This window comes from Blautia sp. AF19-13LB (genome assembly GCF_003479105.1).
Lineage (GTDB): Bacteria > Bacillota > Clostridia > Lachnospirales > Lachnospiraceae > Fusicatenibacter > Fusicatenibacter saccharivorans.
This window is the reverse complement of sequence record NZ_QUGO01000031.1, coordinates 1-20,459: the sequence shown is the minus strand read 5'-3', so window position 1 is coordinate 20,459 and position 20,459 is coordinate 1. Positions and strand designations below refer to the sequence as shown.

Here is a 20,459-nt window from a genome sequence, read left to right as displayed (position 1 = left end):
ATCCGGAAAGACTGATCAGCTCTTAGCGGAATGCGTGGTCAGATGAGCCGGAATTTGCACTATTTTCCAATTGACTTATAGATATATTATAAAATCTGTCAAATAAATATTCATACGAATGCAAGCAATTTCATAATCAAACAGAGCTTGAGAGACAACCACATTTTCGATTGTCTATCAAGCTCTGTTTATCTCTTAGTACTTCAGATTATTCATTATTACTCTGCCTTTGACTTTGCTAACATAGCAATATCCCCCACACCATTTAAAACCATAGTTGGACGATACGCATAAGTTTTGAGCGTATCCTTCGTTGAACATCCAGAAAGAACCAATACGGTAGACATACCACTTTCCATACCAGAAATTACATCCGTATCCATCCGATCTCCAACCATCACTGCTTCTGCAGAATGACAGCCAAGCATATTTAATCCGGTTCTCATCATCAGTGGATTCGGTTTTCCACAGAAATATGCCTGTGTTCCTGTTGCCATTTCTATAGGTGCAATCAATGCACGACAAGCAGGAGCAATGCCGTTCTCAATCGGTCCGGAAACATCTGAGTTTGCTCCGATCAGCTTTGCACCTTTCAGAACTAAATTCGTTGCTTTTGTTAATGTATCCAATGAATAGGAGCGTCCCTCTCCCACAACAACATAATCCGGATTTACATCATTCATTGTGATACCTACATCATAAAGTGCATTTAACAGGCCGGCTTCTCCTATCACAAATACCGAACAGCCTGCCGCCTGTTCTTTTAAAAATGCGGCTGTTGCTAATGCACTGGTATAAAAATGTTCTTCTGGCACATCAAGTCCCATCCTAGCCAGTTTCTGATTTAATTCTCGTGGTGTATATCCACTATTATTTGTCAAAAACAAATATTCTTTCTTTTCATCATGCAACCACTGGATGAATTCTGGAACACCTGGCAATATCTGATTGCCATGATAGATCACACCATCCATATCACAGATGAATCCTTTTTTTTCATTAAAATCGATTATGGATTTTATCATGTTCATATGCGCCCTGCCTTTCTTGTTTCTTTAGAATACACCTTACTCTTTTCATAATAGAATAAAACTCTTTTTTCTACAAATATTTTTATATTATATCATCCACACATGAAATCAAATACATAGCACTGTAAAATCAAAGTAAATATTTCGATCAACAGAACCTTTTATGACAACATCTCTTTCACACAAGTACTTCGATAATCACTTGGTGATATTTTATATCTTTCTTTAAATACTCGGTTAAATGTTCTCTGACTTTCAAATCCACTATCCAGACAAATGTTTGTAATAGAATCACTCGTATTTTCCAAACGATGGCATGCATAGTTCAGCCTTGCATCGTTAAGATATTGATTAAAGTTTCTATGGAATGTCTTGGAAAAGAGTCTGGATAAAACATATTTGCTCACGCCCAGGTCTTTTGCCATCTCTTCCAACGAAAACTTCTTCTTGAAATTTGCTGATATATAGGAAACTGTCTGGTAAATAAGATCGTTGCTCCCCACACTGCTCTTTTCTACCAAATTTAATTTTCCTATGCAGCGTGCCAACACAATTTGAAGATATGCCTGTGCAACAGTAATATCCGACTGTTCTGTCTCTAAAATTGCATTTATAGCCCTATATACCTCCGGTTCAACCTTTTCCGCTTTGATGATTGGGTATTCAGGAGCCATGGATTGCATGATATCTGCAAATTTAGCTATCGTAAATGGCGATGCGATCAGATAAGTCGCTTTATTTACACCGGGTGTCAGTACCTGATAGTGATGAATAACATCTGGAAATACAAAGCCTATATCTCCTTTTTCCATATGGTATAGTTCCTGTCCGACACCAAGTTCTAATGCTCCACTTGTTACACAAACGATCTCCAGTGCATTATGAAGATGTGGTTCAATATGTTTTGACTTCCTATTTATTGCTATAATCTCCTCTTTTGTGTCAACATATTTTAACTGCATGAAATACTCCCCTTTGCAACATTTGTCTATATCTTCTTTCGATTTGGCAAGCAATCCTTTTACACCTATCTTATAATCAACTTGTAAATAAGGAAAGGAGGAATTGCAAATGAGCAACCTAAAAAAATATCTGAATGACCTTTTAGTATTCTACACTGAATATTTTGAGCATCCTTACCATGTATAAATACTAAAAGGACTATTTTGTGAAAACTGAATATTTTCTTAAGGCCATTTCACAAAAATGAAGTGGTCCTTTTTTATTTTCAAAATACAGTTCTATCACTTTATATATAGAAAAAAGCACTGTCTCATCGAGCAACGACCAGACAACGCTTTCTCCTGTCAATTCTAATTTATGTCTAATGCATCCGTTACTTCATCTGCAGCAATTCCTTTTTCTGCTTTCAGTTTTTTATTTGCATCTTCTACATTCATTCTTGAAAGTGCAAACATAATCAATACATCAAAGATTAACGGAAGCCAAAGATACATGAACTGCATCATATCAAGTGCAGACTGTGGCTGAGTTGCATTTGTTCCGACATATCCACTGAACTCAAGCATCCATCCAACAACAGCGGTTCCAATACCTCCACCGATTTTTACACCAAGAGAAGTACAAGAGTACATCGTTCCGTCAATTCTCTTTCCCTGCGTAAGATAAGTGTATTCAGAGCAAGATGCGATAACTGCATTCATATCTCCCTGCCATGGTCCCTGACCTAAGGCTGCAAGAGCTGTAAATGCCATCATCAGCGGAACACTGCCCATATATCCGGCAACAACAACAAGTGCTCTACCGATGACTGCTAAGACGTAACCTCTTAAGTTCAGTTTATACATACCTTTCCACTTACCAACTAATGTCGGTGTGAAAATCAGGGCAATGATCAGTGGAATATTTACTGCCCATGCAAATTGTCCAAACAAATTCTTATTTTTCAGTACCCATGTCATGTAATAAATGCCAGCTCCAATCATGGCACCATATAACTGCTGTAAAATATATGTTCCACAAATCATCATGTAATATTTGTTTTTAACAAGAAGCTTGAATGCCTGTACCATTCCGTACTTTTCATTATCATTCTTTACTTCTCCTTCATTAAGTTCTTCCTCCGGAAGTTCCTTAACAGAAAGTGCTGAAATCGTATTTACGACCAGACCAATGATTGCATAGATAATAGCAACCGTTCTCCATGCCGCAGCATCTCCACCACATTTATCTACAAATCCAACTGTAATCGCCTGAATCAGAAGACTTGTTGAAAATGCAAAAATAAAACGGTAAGATCCCATCTGTACACGCTCTTTGCTGTTCTTTGTAATCAGTGACGTAAGTGCTGAATAAGCAATATTGTTTGCTGTATAAAACACACCATTTAACAGTGTATAAGAAATAAAGAACCATGCATATTTAGCCGTTGTTCCAAAGCTGACTGGTACTGCAAAGCAGCAGACCAGCGTAATGGCACAACCAATGTATCCGTATAGCATCCAGGGTTTCGCTTTTCCCATTTTACTGTGTGTTTTGTCAATCATTGATCCAAAAAATATATCCGTAAAACCATCAAATAGTTTTGATACGGCAATCAGGGTACCCACGACACCTGCAGCAAGTCCTACCGAGTCCGTCAGATAGACCATCATAAAAGATGTCAGGAACGCATAGACTACATTACCTGCAACATCACCTGATCCGTATCCAATTTTGTTATACCATTTCAAATACTTTTTTTCTTCCATCGAATTTCTTTGCTCCTCATCTTCATCGCACTTAGAATCTCAATATGTCTAACCGTATGATGTCTAATTCTAATTTTTTCTCTGTTTTTGTCTGATTGCTCTGTATATCCGGACTTTACATTGCAATCAGACTATCCTTCTTTGTTTACGGGTTACATGAAACTTTATTATCCCTTTACATACGGTATCAGCGTAAACTGGAACCGGAATAATACATCATCAAATCGGTACTGATCTAATACAACTGGACCACAACTATTAGAACCAATGCCATTTAATGCGTAGTCAACACAGAATACTACACTATCTGATTCTATTAATTCATAATTATGCGTTTTCTTCTCAAGTTCTTCCTGTGTATAATAAGAAGCATTGAATGAAAATGCCTTTTCTGCGGATGCCACAATTCCATATCGGCTGTTGTTAAGCTCTACATATTCACAATCATAATGGCTTCCATTTTCCTGTGGACGGATATAGTCCTCATGTAAATCCCCTACATCTGCCCGGTACAAACCGTGGCTCGCAGCCTGATGTTTATCACAATAACTTTCCTGTGGTCCCATTCCAAAGTATCTTACAGCTGAAAGTTTTTTATCCAGGAACATCCTCACACCAAATCTCGGAAGATCCGGGAATTCATCGTCTTTTGTTACTGCAATATCTGCATCAATCTTTCCAGCAGCTTCTATTTTCCATGTAATCGTCACATCAAGAATCTTCTGTACTGTCTCTGCCACAACGGAAGCATGGCTTGTAATCTTCACACCATGTTTTCCCTGCACAACCTCTGTCGTATAGGCTCTTGTGTAAGCCTTATCATAGTGGGCTTTCTTCCATTCAGACTTGATGTACATATCGTTATCTGTTGGAGCTCTCCAAATATTTAATTCCATCGGATGGTTCAAGTATTCCCGCCCTGCGAATTTCATCTCTGTAAAGAGTGCAGTACGTTTGTCTATGGTATAAGCAAATTCACGCCCCTTGATATGAATCTGTGTATCATTTTCATTTACCTGTAATTCAGAGTCCACTACTGTTTTTGGTATCCATTTCTCTGCAAGTTTACATTTTGTATCCTCTTTACTTACCTCAATTTCATCAAATCCAAGAATATGGTCTTCATCCAACAGTGGCAATTCTTTTTTCAGATGGTAAATAAGTTTTAAATAACATTTCCCATTCTCTGGAACATTGATCTTCAGGTTTGTTTTTCCTTCCCCGTGTGGTGCCACAGAAAACTCCGGAAGTATGCCTTTGCTGATCACAAGACCATCCTGTGTCAGCTCATAACTAATCTTCACATAATCTTTCAAGTCATCAAAATCCATGTAGTTATGAAGCACCAGTTCTCCGCTTTCTTTGTTATAGGAAATAACTCTTGCCGGGCGATAAACATTCTTGTATTCCAAAAGTCCTGTATGTACCGTTCTGTCCGGATATACTAATCCATCCATACAGAAGTTGCCATCATGAATTTCTTCGCCATGGTCGCCCCCATAAGCATATATAGTCTTTCCATTCTCAGCAGTTCCATGAGCAATCGCATGGTCACACCATTCCCAGACAAAGCCGCCGCACATTTTATCATTATCCTGAATCATCTGGAAGTAATCTTCAAAATCTCCAGGTCCGTTTCCCATGCTGTGACAGTACTCTACCAAAAGGAAGGGTTTGCTTCCATCTTTATCCAGATATTCCTGAATTTCGGAAAGCGCCGGGTACATCCGGCTGTACACATCCAGATTGCTGTAATCATATGTTTCATCATAATTACGGTATCTTGCACTCTCATATTGTGTGATGCGGTCTGGATCAAAATTCTTTGTCCATTCCAGTGCTTTTTCAAAGTTGCAGCCATAAGCACTCTCATTTCCCATTGACCACATAACAATACAGAAACGGTTTTTGTCACGCTCCACCATGAGTTTTACGCGATCAACGATTGCTTCTTCCCATGCCGGATCATCTGCAATCATCTCATTCCATCGTTTGAACCGATTGTAATCGGTGTCTTCTTTTCTGTAGATCATAAATGGACCATGAGCTTCAATATCTGCTTCATCTATCACCATGAATCCATACTTGTCACACATTTCATAGAAAAATGGTGCGTTCGGATAGTGGCTGGAACGGATCGCATTAAAATTATGCTGCTTCATTAACGTAAGATCGGTTGTGAGCTGTTCCAGACTGATTGTAAATCCAGTAACCGGATCGGAATCATGTCGATTGACACCACGGAATTTAATCTTCTGTCCATTTAGGTAAATGACCTGGTCTTTAATCTCTATCTTTCTTAATGCAATGTGATCTACAATTACTTCATTCTCTGTTTCAAGAATCAGTTTATATAGATATGGATTTTCTGTATTCCAAAGTTCCGGACTTGCAATTTCTAATACAGCTGTTCCTTCTTCAGCAATACTTCCTAGTGCTACAACTGCTCCGTTTCTATCTTCAATCGAAATTTTTACATTTAAGGGAAAGTAGAATTTCATTTCAATTTCTACTTTCGCAAGCATATCCTCAATTCTTGTTTTAATATGATAATCACTGATTGCCTGTTTTGGGCGTTTCAAAATGTACACATCCCGGAAAATACCACTCATACGGAATTTGTCCTGATCTTCCAAATAGGAACCATCACACCATTTCATTACCAACACTGCCACCGTATTCGTTCCATCCTGAAGTACATCGGTAACATCAAACTCACTGGTCATATGTGAAACCTGGCTGTATCCTATGTAAGAGCCATTGATCCATACATAAAAGCAGCTGTCTACTCCTTCAAAGTTCAAAAAAGCTTTTGATGCTTTCTCATCTCTGCTGTACTCAAAATTATGTACATAAGCTCCACACGGAATATCCTGTGGCACATATGGTGGATCAAACGGAAACGGATACCGGATGTTTGTATACTGGTGTGTATCATATCCTGCCATCTGCCATACACTTGGAACCTGAATCTCATCAAAATTTTCTGTATCATAATTCTTCTCAAAGAAAGAATCCTGAATGTCATAGATGCTGTTAAAATACTGGAATTTCCAAGTTCCATTCAATAACTGCATACGATCTGATTCTTCTCTGTGTTCCACCAAGTTATCCATTCTTTTGGATGCCGGAATATAATAGGCTCTGGCTGGCATTGTGTTTTCGTGCAGTACGCTTAGATTTTCATAATAACGTGGTACGATCATAAATAACTCTCCTCCAATACATATACTTTTTTGTTCTTTGTTTCCCTAAAGCAAACCTTATACTTTACTTTTTTGTTTACGTTCCTTAGTTATGCTATATATATAGCTTATCCTAATCCGCAAAATATGTCTATAAATTGGATTAGACAAAATATGCACTAAATGATACAATGATAAAAAGTGCGAAAAGAGGTGCTGTCCTATGTACTTGAACACCGGTTATTTGAACCACTCACATATGGATTTCAAAGACAAAAGTCGTCCGCTGATTGTAGGTAGCTGTGGTACTTACCGTCTTTCCAGACATCCCAAACTTCCTACCTACCGTCCAAGGGGTCGTCTGGATTATCAGATTATATATATCACTGCTGGTTGTGGGCATTTTCATTTTGATAATGTAAATAACGAAACGATTGTTCCAGCCGGCAACATTGTACTGTACAGACCGAAAGAACTTCAGAAATATGAATATTACGGAGAAGATAAGGCAGAAGTATACTGGATTCACTTCACAGGAAGCAATGTGAAAAATATCTTACGTCAATATGGGTTTCCGGATAAAGAACGTGTCTTTCAAGTGGGTACATCTAATGAATATGAACAAATTTTCAAACGTATCATTATCGAGCTCCAACGCTGTCAAGACAATTATGAGGAAATGCTTGTCCTTTTGCTACGTCATCTTCTGATCAGTTTCCACCGGGAACTGACAAGAGAGCACATATTAAAAAATGAATATCTTGATCATGAGATGGATAATGCTGTTACCTTTTTCAGTGAAAACTACAATCAAAATATCAATATTGATGATTATGCTGCCTCACGAGGCATGAGTGTCAGCTGGTTTATCCGAAATTTCAAAAAATATACCGGTTCTACACCAATGCAATTTATTGTGGGAATCCGCATCAACAATGCTCAGATGTTACTTGAAACAACAACTTATTCCATCAATGAGATTTCTAAGATTATCGGATATGATAACCAGCTTTATTTCAGTCGGCTTTTTCACAAGTTGAAAGGATATTCGCCGAGAGAATACCGAAAGCTGAGAAACAAATTCTGAAATCCACAAAGAGGATACCACCGAATTATCAAAACAATGATTTGTGATATCCTCTTCTCACTTTTGCTATTCTTATTTTACAAACTCAGCCGAATAATAATACATATACTCATTATCTGTATCTATGTATTCTCCTGTAATGTCCTGTATCGGCAACGAACTCACTCCTTGTTCGCCATAGATCAGTGCTGCCAATCCTTGCTCTGTTCCGTACTCTATCGTGCTTTTGTTCTCTATAGAGGTCGCAGATCTTCCATAATATTCTCTGTTTGCAACACCTTTCAAGATTGGCGTTTCTGTCATATATTTTGAATATTCATCTGCTACAATAAGCTTTGCAGTAAAATTATCAAAATCCGGAGTGATGACGATCAATCCATTTTTTGCAGATTTCACGTCCTCATAGGAAAGTTCCAAAACTCGTTTATGAGAAACTCGTTTTCCAGAATGATATTCTGACAAGTAAACGTATAATGCTTGAAATGTATCTTTTGAATTGTATCGAAACATCATGGTTCCATCAATTCCGGACAACAATTCAGCCGTTTTCATTTCTACACTATCCGGATCTACTGCTTCTATATAATTTTGTGGTTGCCGCAATTTATTACATACCATGATTCCAAGAGTAATAGCAAATACTCCCACAGCAATAAGAAGTACAGCAATAATCTTCTTTAAATAACGCTGTTTATGACTACTATCTTTTGATATCTGTATCAGTGTATCTTCCGATTTTTTTTCTACATTAGTTACCTCAATATCTTCACCTGCCAAAAATTCATTTAGACTGATGCCTAATATTTCACATAATTCTAAATACACAGACACATCTGGTAAACAAATCCCACGTTCCCATTTGGAAACTGACTTATCACTCTTACCCAGTTTCTCAGCAAGCTGTTTTTGAGTCATACCAAGTTTTTTTCTTTTTTCTGCAATATAGCTTCCGATTTTCACAAGGTCCATAAATACTTCCCCCTTTCAGAATTATAGTATCTATTTTGTCCCAAAAAGTACACCCCTTAATGGTAGAATCGTATTATATAGGCAGAATCTCATCCAATTTCATAAAATAAAAAGGACGCTGTATGCTCTCGTTTCTTTCGGGGCTGCAGCGTCTTTTCTGCTTTCACGGCTCGCGCAGACCGCAGGGCAGTCAAACAGATTTTTCAGCAGACATAGTTTAAGCCCGATCGATTGTTTTTTCTCTCGACCGGGCTTTTAATGAATTTCCAGTAATTTCATTTTATACACCTACTGCTTTCATTGATTTCGGGGTATTTCGTTATGTTCCTTTTGGACCGTACCTCCTGGATTTTTTTGTTTTTATTTTTTCCCTATGGGCCTCTGCCTTTCATTGGAATCATCTCCTTTAGGTTCTATATGTAAACTCTTCAGAGATTTTTTTGATGTTCAGATTAACTATGCCATTGGACTGTACCTCTTACTTTCTTAGATTTCGTCTTGATGTTTCTTTTTCGTTTTTATTTTTGTTCTCTTTTCTTTTGTTGATCTTATATTAACTCATCTTCTCCATTTTGTCAATACTTTCTTTTAATTTATTTTACATTTTATTATTTTCAGAATATTATGACATCAAGATCGAAAGATCAGAAACCTGATGCAGTCTCACTTACAAAGAGGCGGCCGCAGGCTTTCGCAAAATTCAACCCCCGGCTTTTTTTGACCCACCGCAGGGCGATCCTGCTCCCTCCGGAACTCCACAGAATCTTCTTTCCAAAAGAGTAGAACGAAAGACTCCGCTGTCTTTGCCTTTCGCAAAGTCCAGCGGAGCATTTTTCCCATATTCTTTCTTCTCTTCCTAATTTTTTATTTGCAGAGTTCTTCGGCCAGTGCCTCGATCTCTTTTACGTTCTCTTCCTTCACAGCGGACATTACTTTTACATTATTCTCTGTCCAGGTGATATTTTTGCTCTTCTCAAACATGCCCTTCATCACTTTTGCTGCGGTCGGTGCCCAGCTTCCGTTTTCGATCAGACCGATGGTGCGGTTCTGGAAGCTGCGCTCTGTCAGACGGTTGATGAAATCCTGCATGAACGGGTAAATGCCTGCATTGTAGGTCAGCGTTGCGAGAACCAGCTTACTGTAACGGAAAGCATCCGCTACGGCGGCGGACATATCGTCTCTTGCCAGATCGTAAATAACAACATTCGGACAGCCTTTTTCTTTCAGCTTAGCCGCAAGCAATTCGGCAGCTTTTTTTGTATTGCCGTAAACAGAAGTATAGGCAACCACAACGCCCTCTTCTTCCGGACGATAAGAAGACCAGATATCGTATTTTTCAATGTAGTGGCCAAGATTTTCCGTCAAAACCGGACCGTGCAGGGAACAGATTTTCCGGATATCCAGCGTACCTGCTACTTTCAGGAGCTTCTGTACCTGCAAACCGTATTTTCCGACAATACCGATAAAATAACGGCGTGCTTCGTCATCCCATGGTTCCTCGCGGTCGAGTGCACCGAATTTTCCAAAACCGTCTGCTGCGAACAGAACCTTGTCCGTGCTGTCGTATGTAACCATAACCTCCGGCCAGTGTACCATCGGAGCGAACACGAAGGTCAGAACGTGTTTTCCGAGCGTAAGGGACTCACCGTCCTTTACTTCCAGTTTCCTTCCGGCGAGATCCATCTTTTGGAAAAAGTTTTTCATCATGGCAAAGGTTTTTGTGTTTGCAACAACGGTTGCTTCCGGATATGCTTTTACGAAGTTTTCAATATTCGCAGAGTGATCCGGCTCCATATGCTGTACGATCAGGTAATCCGGTTTTCTGCCATCCAGTGCTTTCGCAACATTTGCCAGCCATTCATCCGCAAAGTTTGCATCTACGGTATCCATAACTGCCGTTTTTTCATCGAGAATTACGTAAGAATTGTATGCCATGCCGTTCGGCACTCTGTACTGACCTTCAAAAAGGTCTACCTGATGATCGTTGACTCCCGCGTAGATAATATCCTCTGTAATCTTCATAAAAATCCATATCCTTTCCATCTTGTTTTTTCCTGCCCGGAACCTGCTCCGAACCGTATATTTTTATATTATCCTATGATGGAGAAAAAAGCAAGTAAAAATAGTAAAGATTACTATTTTTACTTGCTCTCCTCCGTTTACACACACGATATCCCTTTTCCACAGCTTGCAAATCATCACAATACTTCTATTTTACAGGCATGTTCTTTTGTTTCTTTATCATAACTGATTCCAAACGCCAGTATGCGCCCGGTATATCGTTCCCTTTCCGCCATCTTTCCCTTGAACCGCAAAGCATATTCTTTCTCTTTAATCTGCGCAATCGCTTCTTCCGGTGTATGATCTACCATAAGTTCCGTTCATAACAGTTCTGTATTTATCGTATGGTTCCCTGCTGTTTAAAAACTGTCCCATGTTTTACGGCCTCCTTCTTATGCTACATGTGCTTTCAGAATCTTTCTGTGCTTGATTTTGTGAGATGCTTTTCCGTCAGTCACAAAAGCAAGTGCAGAAAGATTTTAAGAGTACATGCTGATACTATGAGTATAGTCTTTTTCTGTGGGAGGCGCAAGAATGGAATCCCGTTTCTCACTTCTTATTTATTTTCCGGGAAAACAATCTCTTTCTCTGGTACGCCTTCTGATTTGATGACGTAGCCGTCAACATCATCAAAATGAATCTTGTACTGATATTCGCTTTCACGTCCCTCTTTTGCGTCATCGGCATCAGCGTAATAGGTAAGGCGAATTTCGAAAGTATTTTTGTTTCCTTCGCGCCAGGACTCATCGCCGATCAGCCAGTCGTTTTCGAGGTTTTTGTTTCTTTTCAGCAGCACCTCGGCGTACTGCTGTGCGCCTCTCCACATTCCTGTGTTTTTGTACCGGTTCTGCATGGTGTTCTGATACTGCCACAGTGTTACAAACATGATCGTCGCCATAATTGCCGTGAAAAGAACGGTTTTGTATTTCTTTTCTTTTTTCTGTCTCTGCCTGCGGATACATCGAATGGTTCCGATCATCATCATTACCAGAACAAACAGATACCACAGGGTCCAGAAGATCTGCTCTTTTCGTTCCAGACCGCCGGGAATGAATTCTGCCAGCTGATCGCCCCAGACGAAATTTACCAGGGATGCCAGAATGCCGATAGACAGAATGGATGCTGCCCCATAGACTTTCCGGCTTTCTTCATCATCGAGGTTCTGGAAGAAATACCACAGCGATACAAACGCTGCTGCCACCAGACCGCCTAGAATCAGGCCGCCGCCCACGTTTACGATCTTTGCCGCCCACGCTGCCGCTGCCACACCGATCACCAGAAATCCCGCGATCACGTTTGCGTTCCGGTCCTGTTTTTTCTGCTGCCTTGAAATGTCACCTGCGTTCTGCAGCATTTCGGCCACCTCCTTCTGAGTATACTGAATTTCCGGCGCCGCCTCTTCCTTCGCCTTCTCCTGCCGTTCGGAGCGCATCAGTTCCAGCACAGAAATCCCAAGTGCCTGAGCCAGCGGCTCAATCGTCTGGATATCGGGAAAGCCAAGTCCCGTTTCCCTTAGTTAAAGATATTGTTGGGTATCTCAAGATGTGTCATTCGATTTTGCCGATAAAGCGGTAGAAGATTTCCACTTCCTGTTCCCGGCTTCCGTCCTCACTTTTGACCGCTTCATGGACAAGGATTTTTTCAATCAGCGTATTCAGAAGTTCAGCCGTCAATTCTGTGGGATTGACATACTGTTTCATCAGACCTATCCACTTTTCAGCGTCAACCGCTGTCTGGGCGGCGACCTCCATCGCTTCGTGAAGCCGTTCAATTTTTGCGTCCAATTCTCGCTGTTCGCCCTGATACTTTTCGGACAGCATATTGAAATTGTATTCTGTAATGCGTCCGGCAGACCAGTCCTCATACATTTTTGCAAACAGGGTGTCTACTTCTGCTTTGCGCTTTTCCGCCTTTTTCAGTTCGGCTGTCTGCCGCTTCCTTGCAGTATTGCGTTCCTTGTCGCTGGCGTTAAGTAGCCGTTTCAGAAGTTTGTCCCCATCCTGCTGTACCAGCACAGACCAGTATTGCAGACGGGAAAGGACATAGGCGTAAAGCACATCATAGCGGATATAGTGCATGGAACACTGGTGCAATCCTTGCCCGTACTTGCTACAATGGTAGTGGGCATAGTGATTTTTGTTCTGGCTGTTCATACCATAGGCCAGCGACCAGCCGCAGTCCGCACATTTTACCAGCCCGGAAAATATCTGTGTTGTGCCGTTCTTCTGCCGTCTGCGCCTGTTGCAAATCTGCTCCTGTACTTGACGGAACACATCTTCGGAAATAATCGCTTCGTGGGTGTTCTCCACACGATACCATTCCTCTTTTGGCTTGCGTACTTTCTTCTTGTTTTTGAATGAAATATTGGTCTGCTTATTGTGGACGCTGTGTCCGATATAGGTTTCCTCTTTCAGAATACTTTTCACCTGCGCTATCGTCCACGCATAGGCTTTTTCCTCCGGCGCTCCGGCATAGATATTTGCGAAAGTGCCGTATCTCTGGAAATTCAGCCAGCCGGGAGTAGGTACTTTTTCTTCGACCAAAATCCGTGTAATGCTGGCGGCTCCCCGGCCATGAACGGCAAGGTCAAAAATCTTTTCGATAATCCACCTTGTTTCCGGGTCAATCAGAAGATGGCCTTTCTTATCCGGGTCTTTGACATAGCCAAGCGGAGCATAGGCTCCATAGTGTGCGCCATTTGCGAACCGTGTCCGCATGGCCGCCTTTACCTTTTTGCTGGTCTGGCGGGCGTGCATTTCATTCAAAATGTTGAGGAATGGGGCAAGCTCATTCTCTCCGTTGATGGTGTCCACATTGTCATTGACAGCGATATAGCGGACGCCTTTGCTGGGAAAGTAGATTTCCGTGTACTGGCCGGTCAGAATGTAGTTTCTGCCTAAGCGGGATAAATCCTTCGTAACAACGCAGTTGATTTTCCCGTCCTCAATGTCATCAATCATTCTCTGAAAATCCGGCCTGTCAAAGTTCGTTCCAGACCATCCATCGTCGATATATTCATCTATGACATTCAGGCCATGCTCGGCGGCATATTGCCGGAGCATCATGCGTTGTGTCTGAATACTCCCGCTTTCTCCTTGCAGTTCATCGTCCCGGCTCAATCTCATATAAAGCGCCGTGTTGTAAATCGTAGTATTGTAAGGTTGTTTCACCGTTAAAAATCCTCCTTCTAAAGAAACAACCCACGCTTACAATACTTTTGCTCTATGGCAATTATATCATAAGCGTGGGCGTGTTATCAATGATGGGCTATCAGGTTGAAGCGGCTTTTTCTGCGGTGTGCCGCACCACATCTACAATCAGATCACCGAGGGGCTTCCCGCCTGCGGCGAAGTGTTCGGAGATTTTTATACGGTTGTTCCCACATACAAAATACTGCGTGCCGTTCTCTGTTTGTATGACCTGCCCTGTCCGGGGTGTAAAAATATCGCTTTCGCTTTTTGCCATCCAGTGTCCTCCATATTCAGTTTTCAAGGTACAATGCCGCACAGGGGCGGCGAAAATTTCTGCTTATATCTATCACCTTTCCTTTACTGTGTGCCGCTGCTGCCGTTTCAGTTCCGCCAGTATATCCGGCGGGATACGGTCAACCAACCGTTGCATATCGTGCAATTCGCTTTCCAGCTTTGCCCGTTCCATCGTATCTTTCATCTTGCCTTTTTCACTGGCCTTTGCCCTTGCTTCCAACTTCTCATTCTCCGCCAACAGGTCATTGATTGTGACCTTGTACTTTTTCAGTTGCCCGGAGAAGTTCTCCATCTGCGGGAACCACTTTTTCAGCATGGAGAGGGCTTCCTCTTTTTTCTTTCCGGCGTTCAGCGGGTTAATGCCGTCAAGGGCGGCTTCAATGGCTCTGGCCTGTTTGGAGAGGGAAACCGCCTGTTTGAAAAGCCGGGTGGGGATATGCTTCCGGCCTGTCTTGCTGGCACTTTCCCCACGCTCCAAGTCAGGATATTTCTCCACCATATAGGCGTGAAAATCGTCCTGCCACTTCGTCAGGTTTGCCCGGTTGCCGATAATCTCCTTTGCACACAGGCGGTTGTCCTTTGTCAGCGGAACAAAGGTCAAATGCAGGTGGGGCGTTTTCTCATCCATGTGTACCACCGCCGACACGATATTTTCCCGTCCTACCCGGCCAATGAGGAAATCTGCCGCCCTTTGGAAGAACGCCTGTATCTCCTTTGGGGATTTCCCCTTGAAAAACTCCGGGCTGGCGGTTATCAGCGTATCGACAAACCGTGTGCTGTCTTTCCTTGTCCGGCATCCGGCCTGCTCGATACGGCTCTGAATGAAGTGGTAATAGCGTCCCTCCGGCTTGACGATATGGAAGTTGTATTTGCTCCGGCTTGTGTTAATGTCGGGATTGCTGGTATACTGTTCTTTCTGTCTTTCGTGATGGGCTTCCAGCGGCCTTGCCGGGTTGCCCTTGTGCTTCTCAAACCGCAAAATTGCGTGTTGTGCCATTCTGCTCCTTTCCCCATTCCTTTCCTATCCGGGGTTTTCTACAGGGAAAATCCCGCCGGAATTATCTCTGATACGATAAGAATGGAATGGATATAAATCAGTCATTTTAATCTTTGTATTTCTATATACCGTCCGGTTTTCATACTTCAGGAGGGCGGTTTCCGTACTTCATGGGTACGGTTTTCAGTCCCCCGGCGTACCAGAACCGGATTTCTTGAAGTCGGTGTTTGGAACCGCTTCATAGGATTTTGGGAAAATGCGGTTGGGTTTTCCACAGCCCTGCTTCTGGATTTCCACCAGTCCGGCGTATTGCAGTTCCCGCAGGGTGTTCACCGCTTTCTGCCGCCCACAATGGAGCAGGTCAACCACTTCGCAGATAGGGTAATACAGGAAAATCCGTCCGCAGTCATCCGCCCACCCATTCTTGCGGGACAACTCTGTCCGGCGCAGGATAAAGGCGTACAGAACCTTTGCCTCGTTGGACAGGGGCCTGAATGTGGGGGCTTCAAAGAGGAAATTCGGGAGCCGGGTGAAGCTGAACGCCTTTTCCGGCTGATGGATATAGATGGTGTTTGTCATAGTGCGTTTTGTGGACGGTTAGAAGCCCATTTTTCAGGGCGGACGATACTTTATACCACCTGCCCCGGTTTGGGGCTTGCGGAGCCTGATAAATCAAGGCTTTTTTCGCTCCTAACTGTCCACAGCAGACCTCCTTTTCCGTTCACTTTCTGTTTTCTGCCGCCTGTGAACTCTGACGGCACAGCCGGGGCAGTATTTTGCCCGGTTGGATTTGGGGACGAACACGCCGCCGCAGACCGCACAGCATTTCAAGTCCTTATCCCGGAAAATCTCCGCTTCCAGCGTTCCGTCCAGCGGCAAGACCGCCCAGCGGAACCACTTACAGCAGACCGAGAAAGAAACCGTCTGCGGGCAGGTGCAGGTGTCCCCATCGTCAAGGACAATGCAGTTGCCGTCCTCACAGCAACAGCACTCCCGGCGTATCAGGCTGGCCGCCTGTTTTCTCTGCGCCGGGGTCATGCGGTAAAGGGAACCGTCCGGCCTGCGTTCCAGCGGCGGCAAGTCTTTATAGGGGTTATCTCTCATGCGTTCCCTCCATTTTGCTTTCCGTTGCCGTTCTCCCCGAAAAGGTTTCCTGCCCCATTCCTGCGGCGTGTTCCGGCGTTGGCACGCTCCTCGCAACTTCGGGACATTTTGTCCCGAAGTCCGACTCCTTGCGGTGCTTCCCCAGCCGGGGTATTCCTTTTCGGACGGTCATTCTGTTTTCAAGGTGCCGTCCATCGATGAACTACCCTAAGTCTACACGAAAAAAATGCAATTCCCGGAATATTGCGAGAATTGCATTTTGATGAAGTTTACACTTTGGAAATTGCATTTTTGCAATCATCTTGTATAATGGAAGTATGCGGAGGAGGTGCGTGTCTATGGCTTTACCCGGAACACCCGGACAGCGGATTTCCGATTTATGCAACGGGAACCACATCACACAAAAGGAACTTGCGGAGAAGATAGGCGTTTCTGCTTCCCAGTTGAGCCGCATTGTCAGCGGCGAAACGAGAACGGTCAGCAGTGATATTCTCATCGGTGTGGCAAAGGAATTTAAGGTATCGACAGACTACATACTGGGCTTGTCCACCGTGAGCGTCCGTAAGAGCTATGATATTTCTGAATTAGGCTTGTCAGAGGGAGCCGTGAGGGGGCTTGTGACGGGTGCTGTTGATGTGCAAATACTCAATCGCTTACTGGAACACAGGAATTTTCCCAAACTGATAGATTTGATACGGATCTATTTTCAGGACACGGCGGCAAAGGGGATAACAGCAAGAAACCAGCTTATCGAGATAGCAACGGCTTCCCTGTCCGACCTGATGAAAGAACACCCGGAACACCGGGCGGAAGCAAAGCGGGATTTACAGCTTTTGAACGCTCAGAAGATGGGGGAACATGAAGCGGAGATTGAAAAAATCAAAAATGTGTTTCTTGCTATCCTGCGGGATATTAAGAAAGACATTGACAACGGGGAACAGCCGGGAGAAGCTGTGACCGCCGCGATGTTCCAAGCCATGCGGGACGCATTGGCGGAACAGAAGCAAAACCCGCTTTCCATTGACGATGTAGCGGCGATGGTTGCCGGACAGATCGGACAGCTTACGCCGATGGATGAAGAAACTGTTGAAATGTTCCAGCAGTTTGCGAAGAAGATGATTGAGCAGGCAGGAACAAAGTGATAAATTTGAATTGTGAGGGAAAATACAGATGAATCAAGGAAGAATTATTGTGATTACAGGCTCACCGGGGACAGGAAAAACAACAACTGCGTCAATTGTCGCAAAGGAATCAGATATGGATAAATCAGTGCATATGCACACCGATGACTTTTTTCATTACTTAAGCAAAGGCGCAATACCACCACATTTGCCAGAATCCAACGAGCAAAATCTGGTTGTCATTGAAGCCTTTTTAGAAGCTGCAAAGCGATATGCTCGTGGCGGATATGATGTAATTGTAGATGGGATTGTCGGGCCATGGTTTTTGGAGCCATGGAAAGCTCTTGCCCAAGAAGATTACGAGGTACACTATATTGTATTAAGAGCGAGTAAAAAAGAAACTATGAAGCGAGCTGTGGAACGCTCAAAATTAGATAGAAAAACAAATATTGAATTAGTGGAAACAATGTGGGAGCAATTTTCCGGTTTGGGAGTATATGAATCAAATGTCATAGACACAACTACATTCACAATTAAAGATACGGTTTCCGCAATAAAAGAAAGAGTTGCATGTGGGACGTCTTTACTATCTTAGACATTCCCATTTGTCAGGAAGATAGCAAAGCCAGCCGAGCCAGTCAACGGTCAAGATGAACGGCGCATTTCATGCGCCGCCGTTGACAGTCCCGCCCGTCTTTGCTAAAGGGTAATCAAGGCGGGAAAGCCCTAAAATGGCTTCACACCTATTTCAATAATTGGAGGAGATAAAAATGAGATCAGAAAAGGAAGTTTATGATATTGTTTTGAATTTTGCAAAAACAGACAAACGCATTCGCATGGTTACTTTGGAAGGATCTAGAACAAATACAAATATTCCGCCTGATGATTTTCAGGATTTTGATATTACTTTTTTTGTTACGGATATGGACAGCTTCACAAGTGATGATAAATGGCTAGATATATTTGGTGAAAGGTTGATTCTGCAAAAGCCGGAAGATATGGAATTATTTCCAGCTGTAGAAAAGGGATTTTCATATTTAATGCTGTTTACTGATGATGTTAAGATAGATTTAACTTTGCTGCCGCTGGAACTGATAGACGAGTATTTTACATGGGATAAACTGGTAAAGTTACTGTTGGATAAAGACAACCGTATCGTAAAGCCGCCAATACCAACGGATATAGACTACCACTTGCAGAAGCCTACTCAAAGAATGTTTGACGATTGCTGTAATGAATTTTGGAATACTACAACATATGTAGTAAAGGGCTTATGCCGCAAAGAAATTCTTTTTGCTATTGACCATATGAATGATATAGTACGAAAAGAATTGCTTCGCATGATTTCCTGGCTGATTGGTATCAAACAGGGATTTCATTTCAGTTTGGGAAAAAACTATAAATTTATGAAGCAATATGTCACAGAGGAATTGTGGGAACGACTTATGTCCACTTATAATATGGATTCCTATCCCCATATGTGGGAATCCTTTGAACAATGTATGGCATTGTTCCGGGAGGTTTCGTCAGAAGTGGCATGCCAGTTGGATTACCAGTATCCACTATATGATGAAAAAATCAGTAATTATGTGATTCGGCAAAAGAAAAAATATGGCATTGAAGATGATAACAAATAAAATTTTTTCAATCGAAAAAATTTATTTTGATTATTCAATTTTGAAAAACTGAATACCTCAAAATCAGAAAGAGAGCGGCCAAGCACTTTGAGGGATTGGCCGCCTTGTCCACCCATCCAGCGGGGCGGCGGGCGGCGGTCAAGGCCGGGTGTAAACCCGTTCATTTCAGCCTTGACGGTTACCCGCTGTCCTGCTACTTTTCCGGGAGTGTGGCCACAACTTCGGGACACTTTGTCCACAAGTCGGAGCGTAGGACGAGGGACGGGGGCTTTCATATACGCCCTGTCTGCTGATGAAACCAGACCTGCGCTTGCGGCTCCACGCCACGCAAGCACAGCCCTGTTTTCCTGCCGCTTCAAATGCCCTTGCCCTCCCCGGCGGCAACGGCATTTTCACGGCAACGCCGACAGAGCGTATAACACACTACACTTTGCTTCGCAAAGTCGTGTGCCAAATGGGGGCGTTGCCCCCTTTGGAAACCTCCACAAGAAAAGGCGGTACGCTACCCCTCCACGGGGCGCATACCGCCTTTTCTTGTTATCCAGCCCTCCGGCTGTATCGGTTGAGCAAAAGTCCGCGTGGGATTGATGTGGTATCTTTATCTAAGTGAACCCCCCCGCTCCCACCGGCTGACGGCTTTATCCGTCACATGAATCTTTTCCGCAAGCTCTGCCTGCGTCATCTTTTTCTCTTTTCGCATTCCGGCAATAAACCGCCCGAACTCTTTCGCTTCCACGTCGTGTCCCTTCCTCCTGCTGTTCCCGCACCGCCTCATGTTGCCCAGCGGAGCGTTTTTACAGTCTCAGAATAGGCGAAAATAGGCTGTTTTGTCAATCTACGAATCCTTTACCTGCGTTTTTACGCCAAAAAATCCCCGATTCAGCACAAAAGTGCCAAATCGGGGATCTTGTATTTTCCTGTATTTACAGCCCGATCATATTTGCAAACAATACGATCAGCGGAATAGCAATGATGGTTCTCTCCAGAAAGATCACCAGCAGTTTCCAGAAAGTGAACCTCACATGACTAAAGTCACGTGCTTCAGACCGCTTTAGGCGGCAGACAAAATAT

Annotated in this window: 18 protein-coding genes; 4 read left to right on the top strand and 14 right to left on the bottom strand. The window is 42.9% G+C overall.

Going from position 1 to position 20,459, the window contains the following annotated elements; all coding sequences use genetic code 11:
• Positions 1 to 218 precede the first annotated feature (218 nt).
• From DWX32_RS18250 to DWX32_RS18235, 4 genes are all read right to left on the bottom strand, one after another.
• Complete coding sequence (locus tag DWX32_RS18250; RefSeq protein WP_118660814.1) at positions 219 to 1,031, bottom strand: HAD-IIA family hydrolase; 813 nt, start codon at positions 1,029 to 1,031, stop codon at positions 219 to 221.
• A gap of 161 nt (positions 1,032 to 1,192) precedes the next feature.
• Positions 1,193 to 1,993, bottom strand: a complete 801-nt coding sequence (locus DWX32_RS18245) for a helix-turn-helix domain-containing protein (RefSeq protein ID WP_055227849.1) — start codon at positions 1,991 to 1,993, stop codon at positions 1,193 to 1,195.
• A 351-nt stretch (positions 1,994 to 2,344) separates the two neighbouring features.
• The gene (locus DWX32_RS18240; RefSeq protein WP_055227850.1) at positions 2,345 to 3,742 is read right to left on the bottom strand and encodes an MFS transporter; all 1,398 of its coding nucleotides are present in this window, start codon (positions 3,740 to 3,742) and stop codon (positions 2,345 to 2,347) included.
• A gap of 167 nt (positions 3,743 to 3,909) precedes the next feature.
• Positions 3,910 to 6,948 (bottom strand): glycoside hydrolase family 2 TIM barrel-domain containing protein, encoded by a 3,039-nt coding sequence (locus DWX32_RS18235; RefSeq protein WP_117762138.1) that lies wholly within the window; start codon positions 6,946 to 6,948, stop codon positions 3,910 to 3,912.
• A gap of 202 nt (positions 6,949 to 7,150) precedes the next feature.
• Between DWX32_RS18235 and DWX32_RS18230 the strand changes: the two genes are divergently transcribed.
• On the top strand, positions 7,151 to 8,014 hold the full coding sequence (locus DWX32_RS18230; protein WP_117762137.1) for an AraC family transcriptional regulator: 864 nt from the start codon (positions 7,151 to 7,153) through the stop codon (positions 8,012 to 8,014).
• 72 nt (positions 8,015 to 8,086) lie between these two features.
• On the opposite strand, the gene DWX32_RS18225 is transcribed toward DWX32_RS18230, so the two are convergent.
• From DWX32_RS18225 to DWX32_RS18185, 9 genes are all read right to left on the bottom strand, one after another.
• The gene (locus DWX32_RS18225; protein ID WP_117762136.1) at positions 8,087 to 8,983 is read right to left on the bottom strand and encodes a helix-turn-helix domain-containing protein; all 897 of its coding nucleotides are present in this window, start codon (positions 8,981 to 8,983) and stop codon (positions 8,087 to 8,089) included.
• An 864-nt stretch (positions 8,984 to 9,847) separates the two neighbouring features.
• On the bottom strand, positions 9,848 to 11,005 hold the full coding sequence (locus DWX32_RS18220) for an FprA family A-type flavoprotein (RefSeq protein WP_117762141.1): 1,158 nt from the start codon (positions 11,003 to 11,005) through the stop codon (positions 9,848 to 9,850).
• 176 nt (positions 11,006 to 11,181) lie between these two features.
• The gene (locus tag DWX32_RS18215; RefSeq protein ID WP_330418113.1) at positions 11,182 to 11,355 is read right to left on the bottom strand and encodes a hypothetical protein; all 174 of its coding nucleotides are present in this window, start codon (positions 11,353 to 11,355) and stop codon (positions 11,182 to 11,184) included.
• A 245-nt stretch (positions 11,356 to 11,600) separates the two neighbouring features.
• Entirely contained in the window at positions 11,601 to 12,488 is an 888-nt protein-coding gene (locus DWX32_RS18210) for a hypothetical protein (protein ID WP_243037629.1), read from the bottom strand.
• Between the two features lie 103 nt (positions 12,489 to 12,591).
• Positions 12,592 to 14,169: a recombinase family protein gene (locus DWX32_RS18205; protein WP_207726614.1), complete on the bottom strand. Its 1,578-nt coding sequence runs from the start codon at positions 14,167 to 14,169 to the stop codon at positions 12,592 to 12,594.
• Between the two features lie 145 nt (positions 14,170 to 14,314).
• Positions 14,315 to 14,509 (bottom strand): hypothetical protein, encoded by a 195-nt coding sequence (locus tag DWX32_RS18200; protein ID WP_015536347.1) that lies wholly within the window; start codon positions 14,507 to 14,509, stop codon positions 14,315 to 14,317.
• 72 nt (positions 14,510 to 14,581) lie between these two features.
• Entirely contained in the window at positions 14,582 to 15,526 is a 945-nt protein-coding gene (mobV, locus tag DWX32_RS18195; RefSeq protein WP_118315867.1) for a MobV family relaxase, read from the bottom strand.
• Between the two features lie 183 nt (positions 15,527 to 15,709).
• Positions 15,710 to 16,105 (bottom strand): replication initiator protein A, encoded by a 396-nt coding sequence (locus DWX32_RS18190; RefSeq protein WP_117502387.1) that lies wholly within the window; start codon positions 16,103 to 16,105, stop codon positions 15,710 to 15,712.
• A gap of 111 nt (positions 16,106 to 16,216) precedes the next feature.
• Positions 16,217 to 16,630 (bottom strand): cysteine-rich VLP domain-containing protein, encoded by a 414-nt coding sequence (locus DWX32_RS18185; RefSeq protein WP_118315866.1) that lies wholly within the window; start codon positions 16,628 to 16,630, stop codon positions 16,217 to 16,219.
• A gap of 338 nt (positions 16,631 to 16,968) precedes the next feature.
• On the opposite strand from DWX32_RS18185, the gene DWX32_RS18175 reads away from it, so the two are divergent.
• The 3 genes from DWX32_RS18175 to ant(6) all read left to right on the top strand — a co-directional run bounded on the left by DWX32_RS18175 (position 16,969) and on the right by ant(6) (position 19,388).
• Positions 16,969 to 17,772, top strand: a complete 804-nt coding sequence (locus DWX32_RS18175; RefSeq protein ID WP_118315865.1) for a helix-turn-helix domain-containing protein — start codon at positions 16,969 to 16,971, stop codon at positions 17,770 to 17,772.
• 28 nt (positions 17,773 to 17,800) lie between these two features.
• Positions 17,801 to 18,346, top strand: a complete 546-nt coding sequence (locus DWX32_RS18170) for an AAA family ATPase (protein ID WP_001071501.1) — start codon at positions 17,801 to 17,803, stop codon at positions 18,344 to 18,346.
• Positions 18,347 to 18,521: 175 nt separating this feature from the next.
• Positions 18,522 to 19,388 (top strand): aminoglycoside 6-adenylyltransferase, encoded by an 867-nt coding sequence (gene ant(6), locus DWX32_RS18165; RefSeq protein WP_118315864.1) that lies wholly within the window; start codon positions 18,522 to 18,524, stop codon positions 19,386 to 19,388.
• Positions 19,389 to 19,986: 598 nt separating this feature from the next.
• On the opposite strand, the gene DWX32_RS18150 is transcribed toward ant(6), so the two are convergent.
• Positions 19,987 to 20,124, bottom strand: coding sequence for a helix-turn-helix domain-containing protein (locus DWX32_RS18150; protein WP_243037628.1), 138 nt, complete (start codon positions 20,122 to 20,124; stop codon positions 19,987 to 19,989).
• Positions 20,125 to 20,459 lie beyond the last annotated feature (335 nt).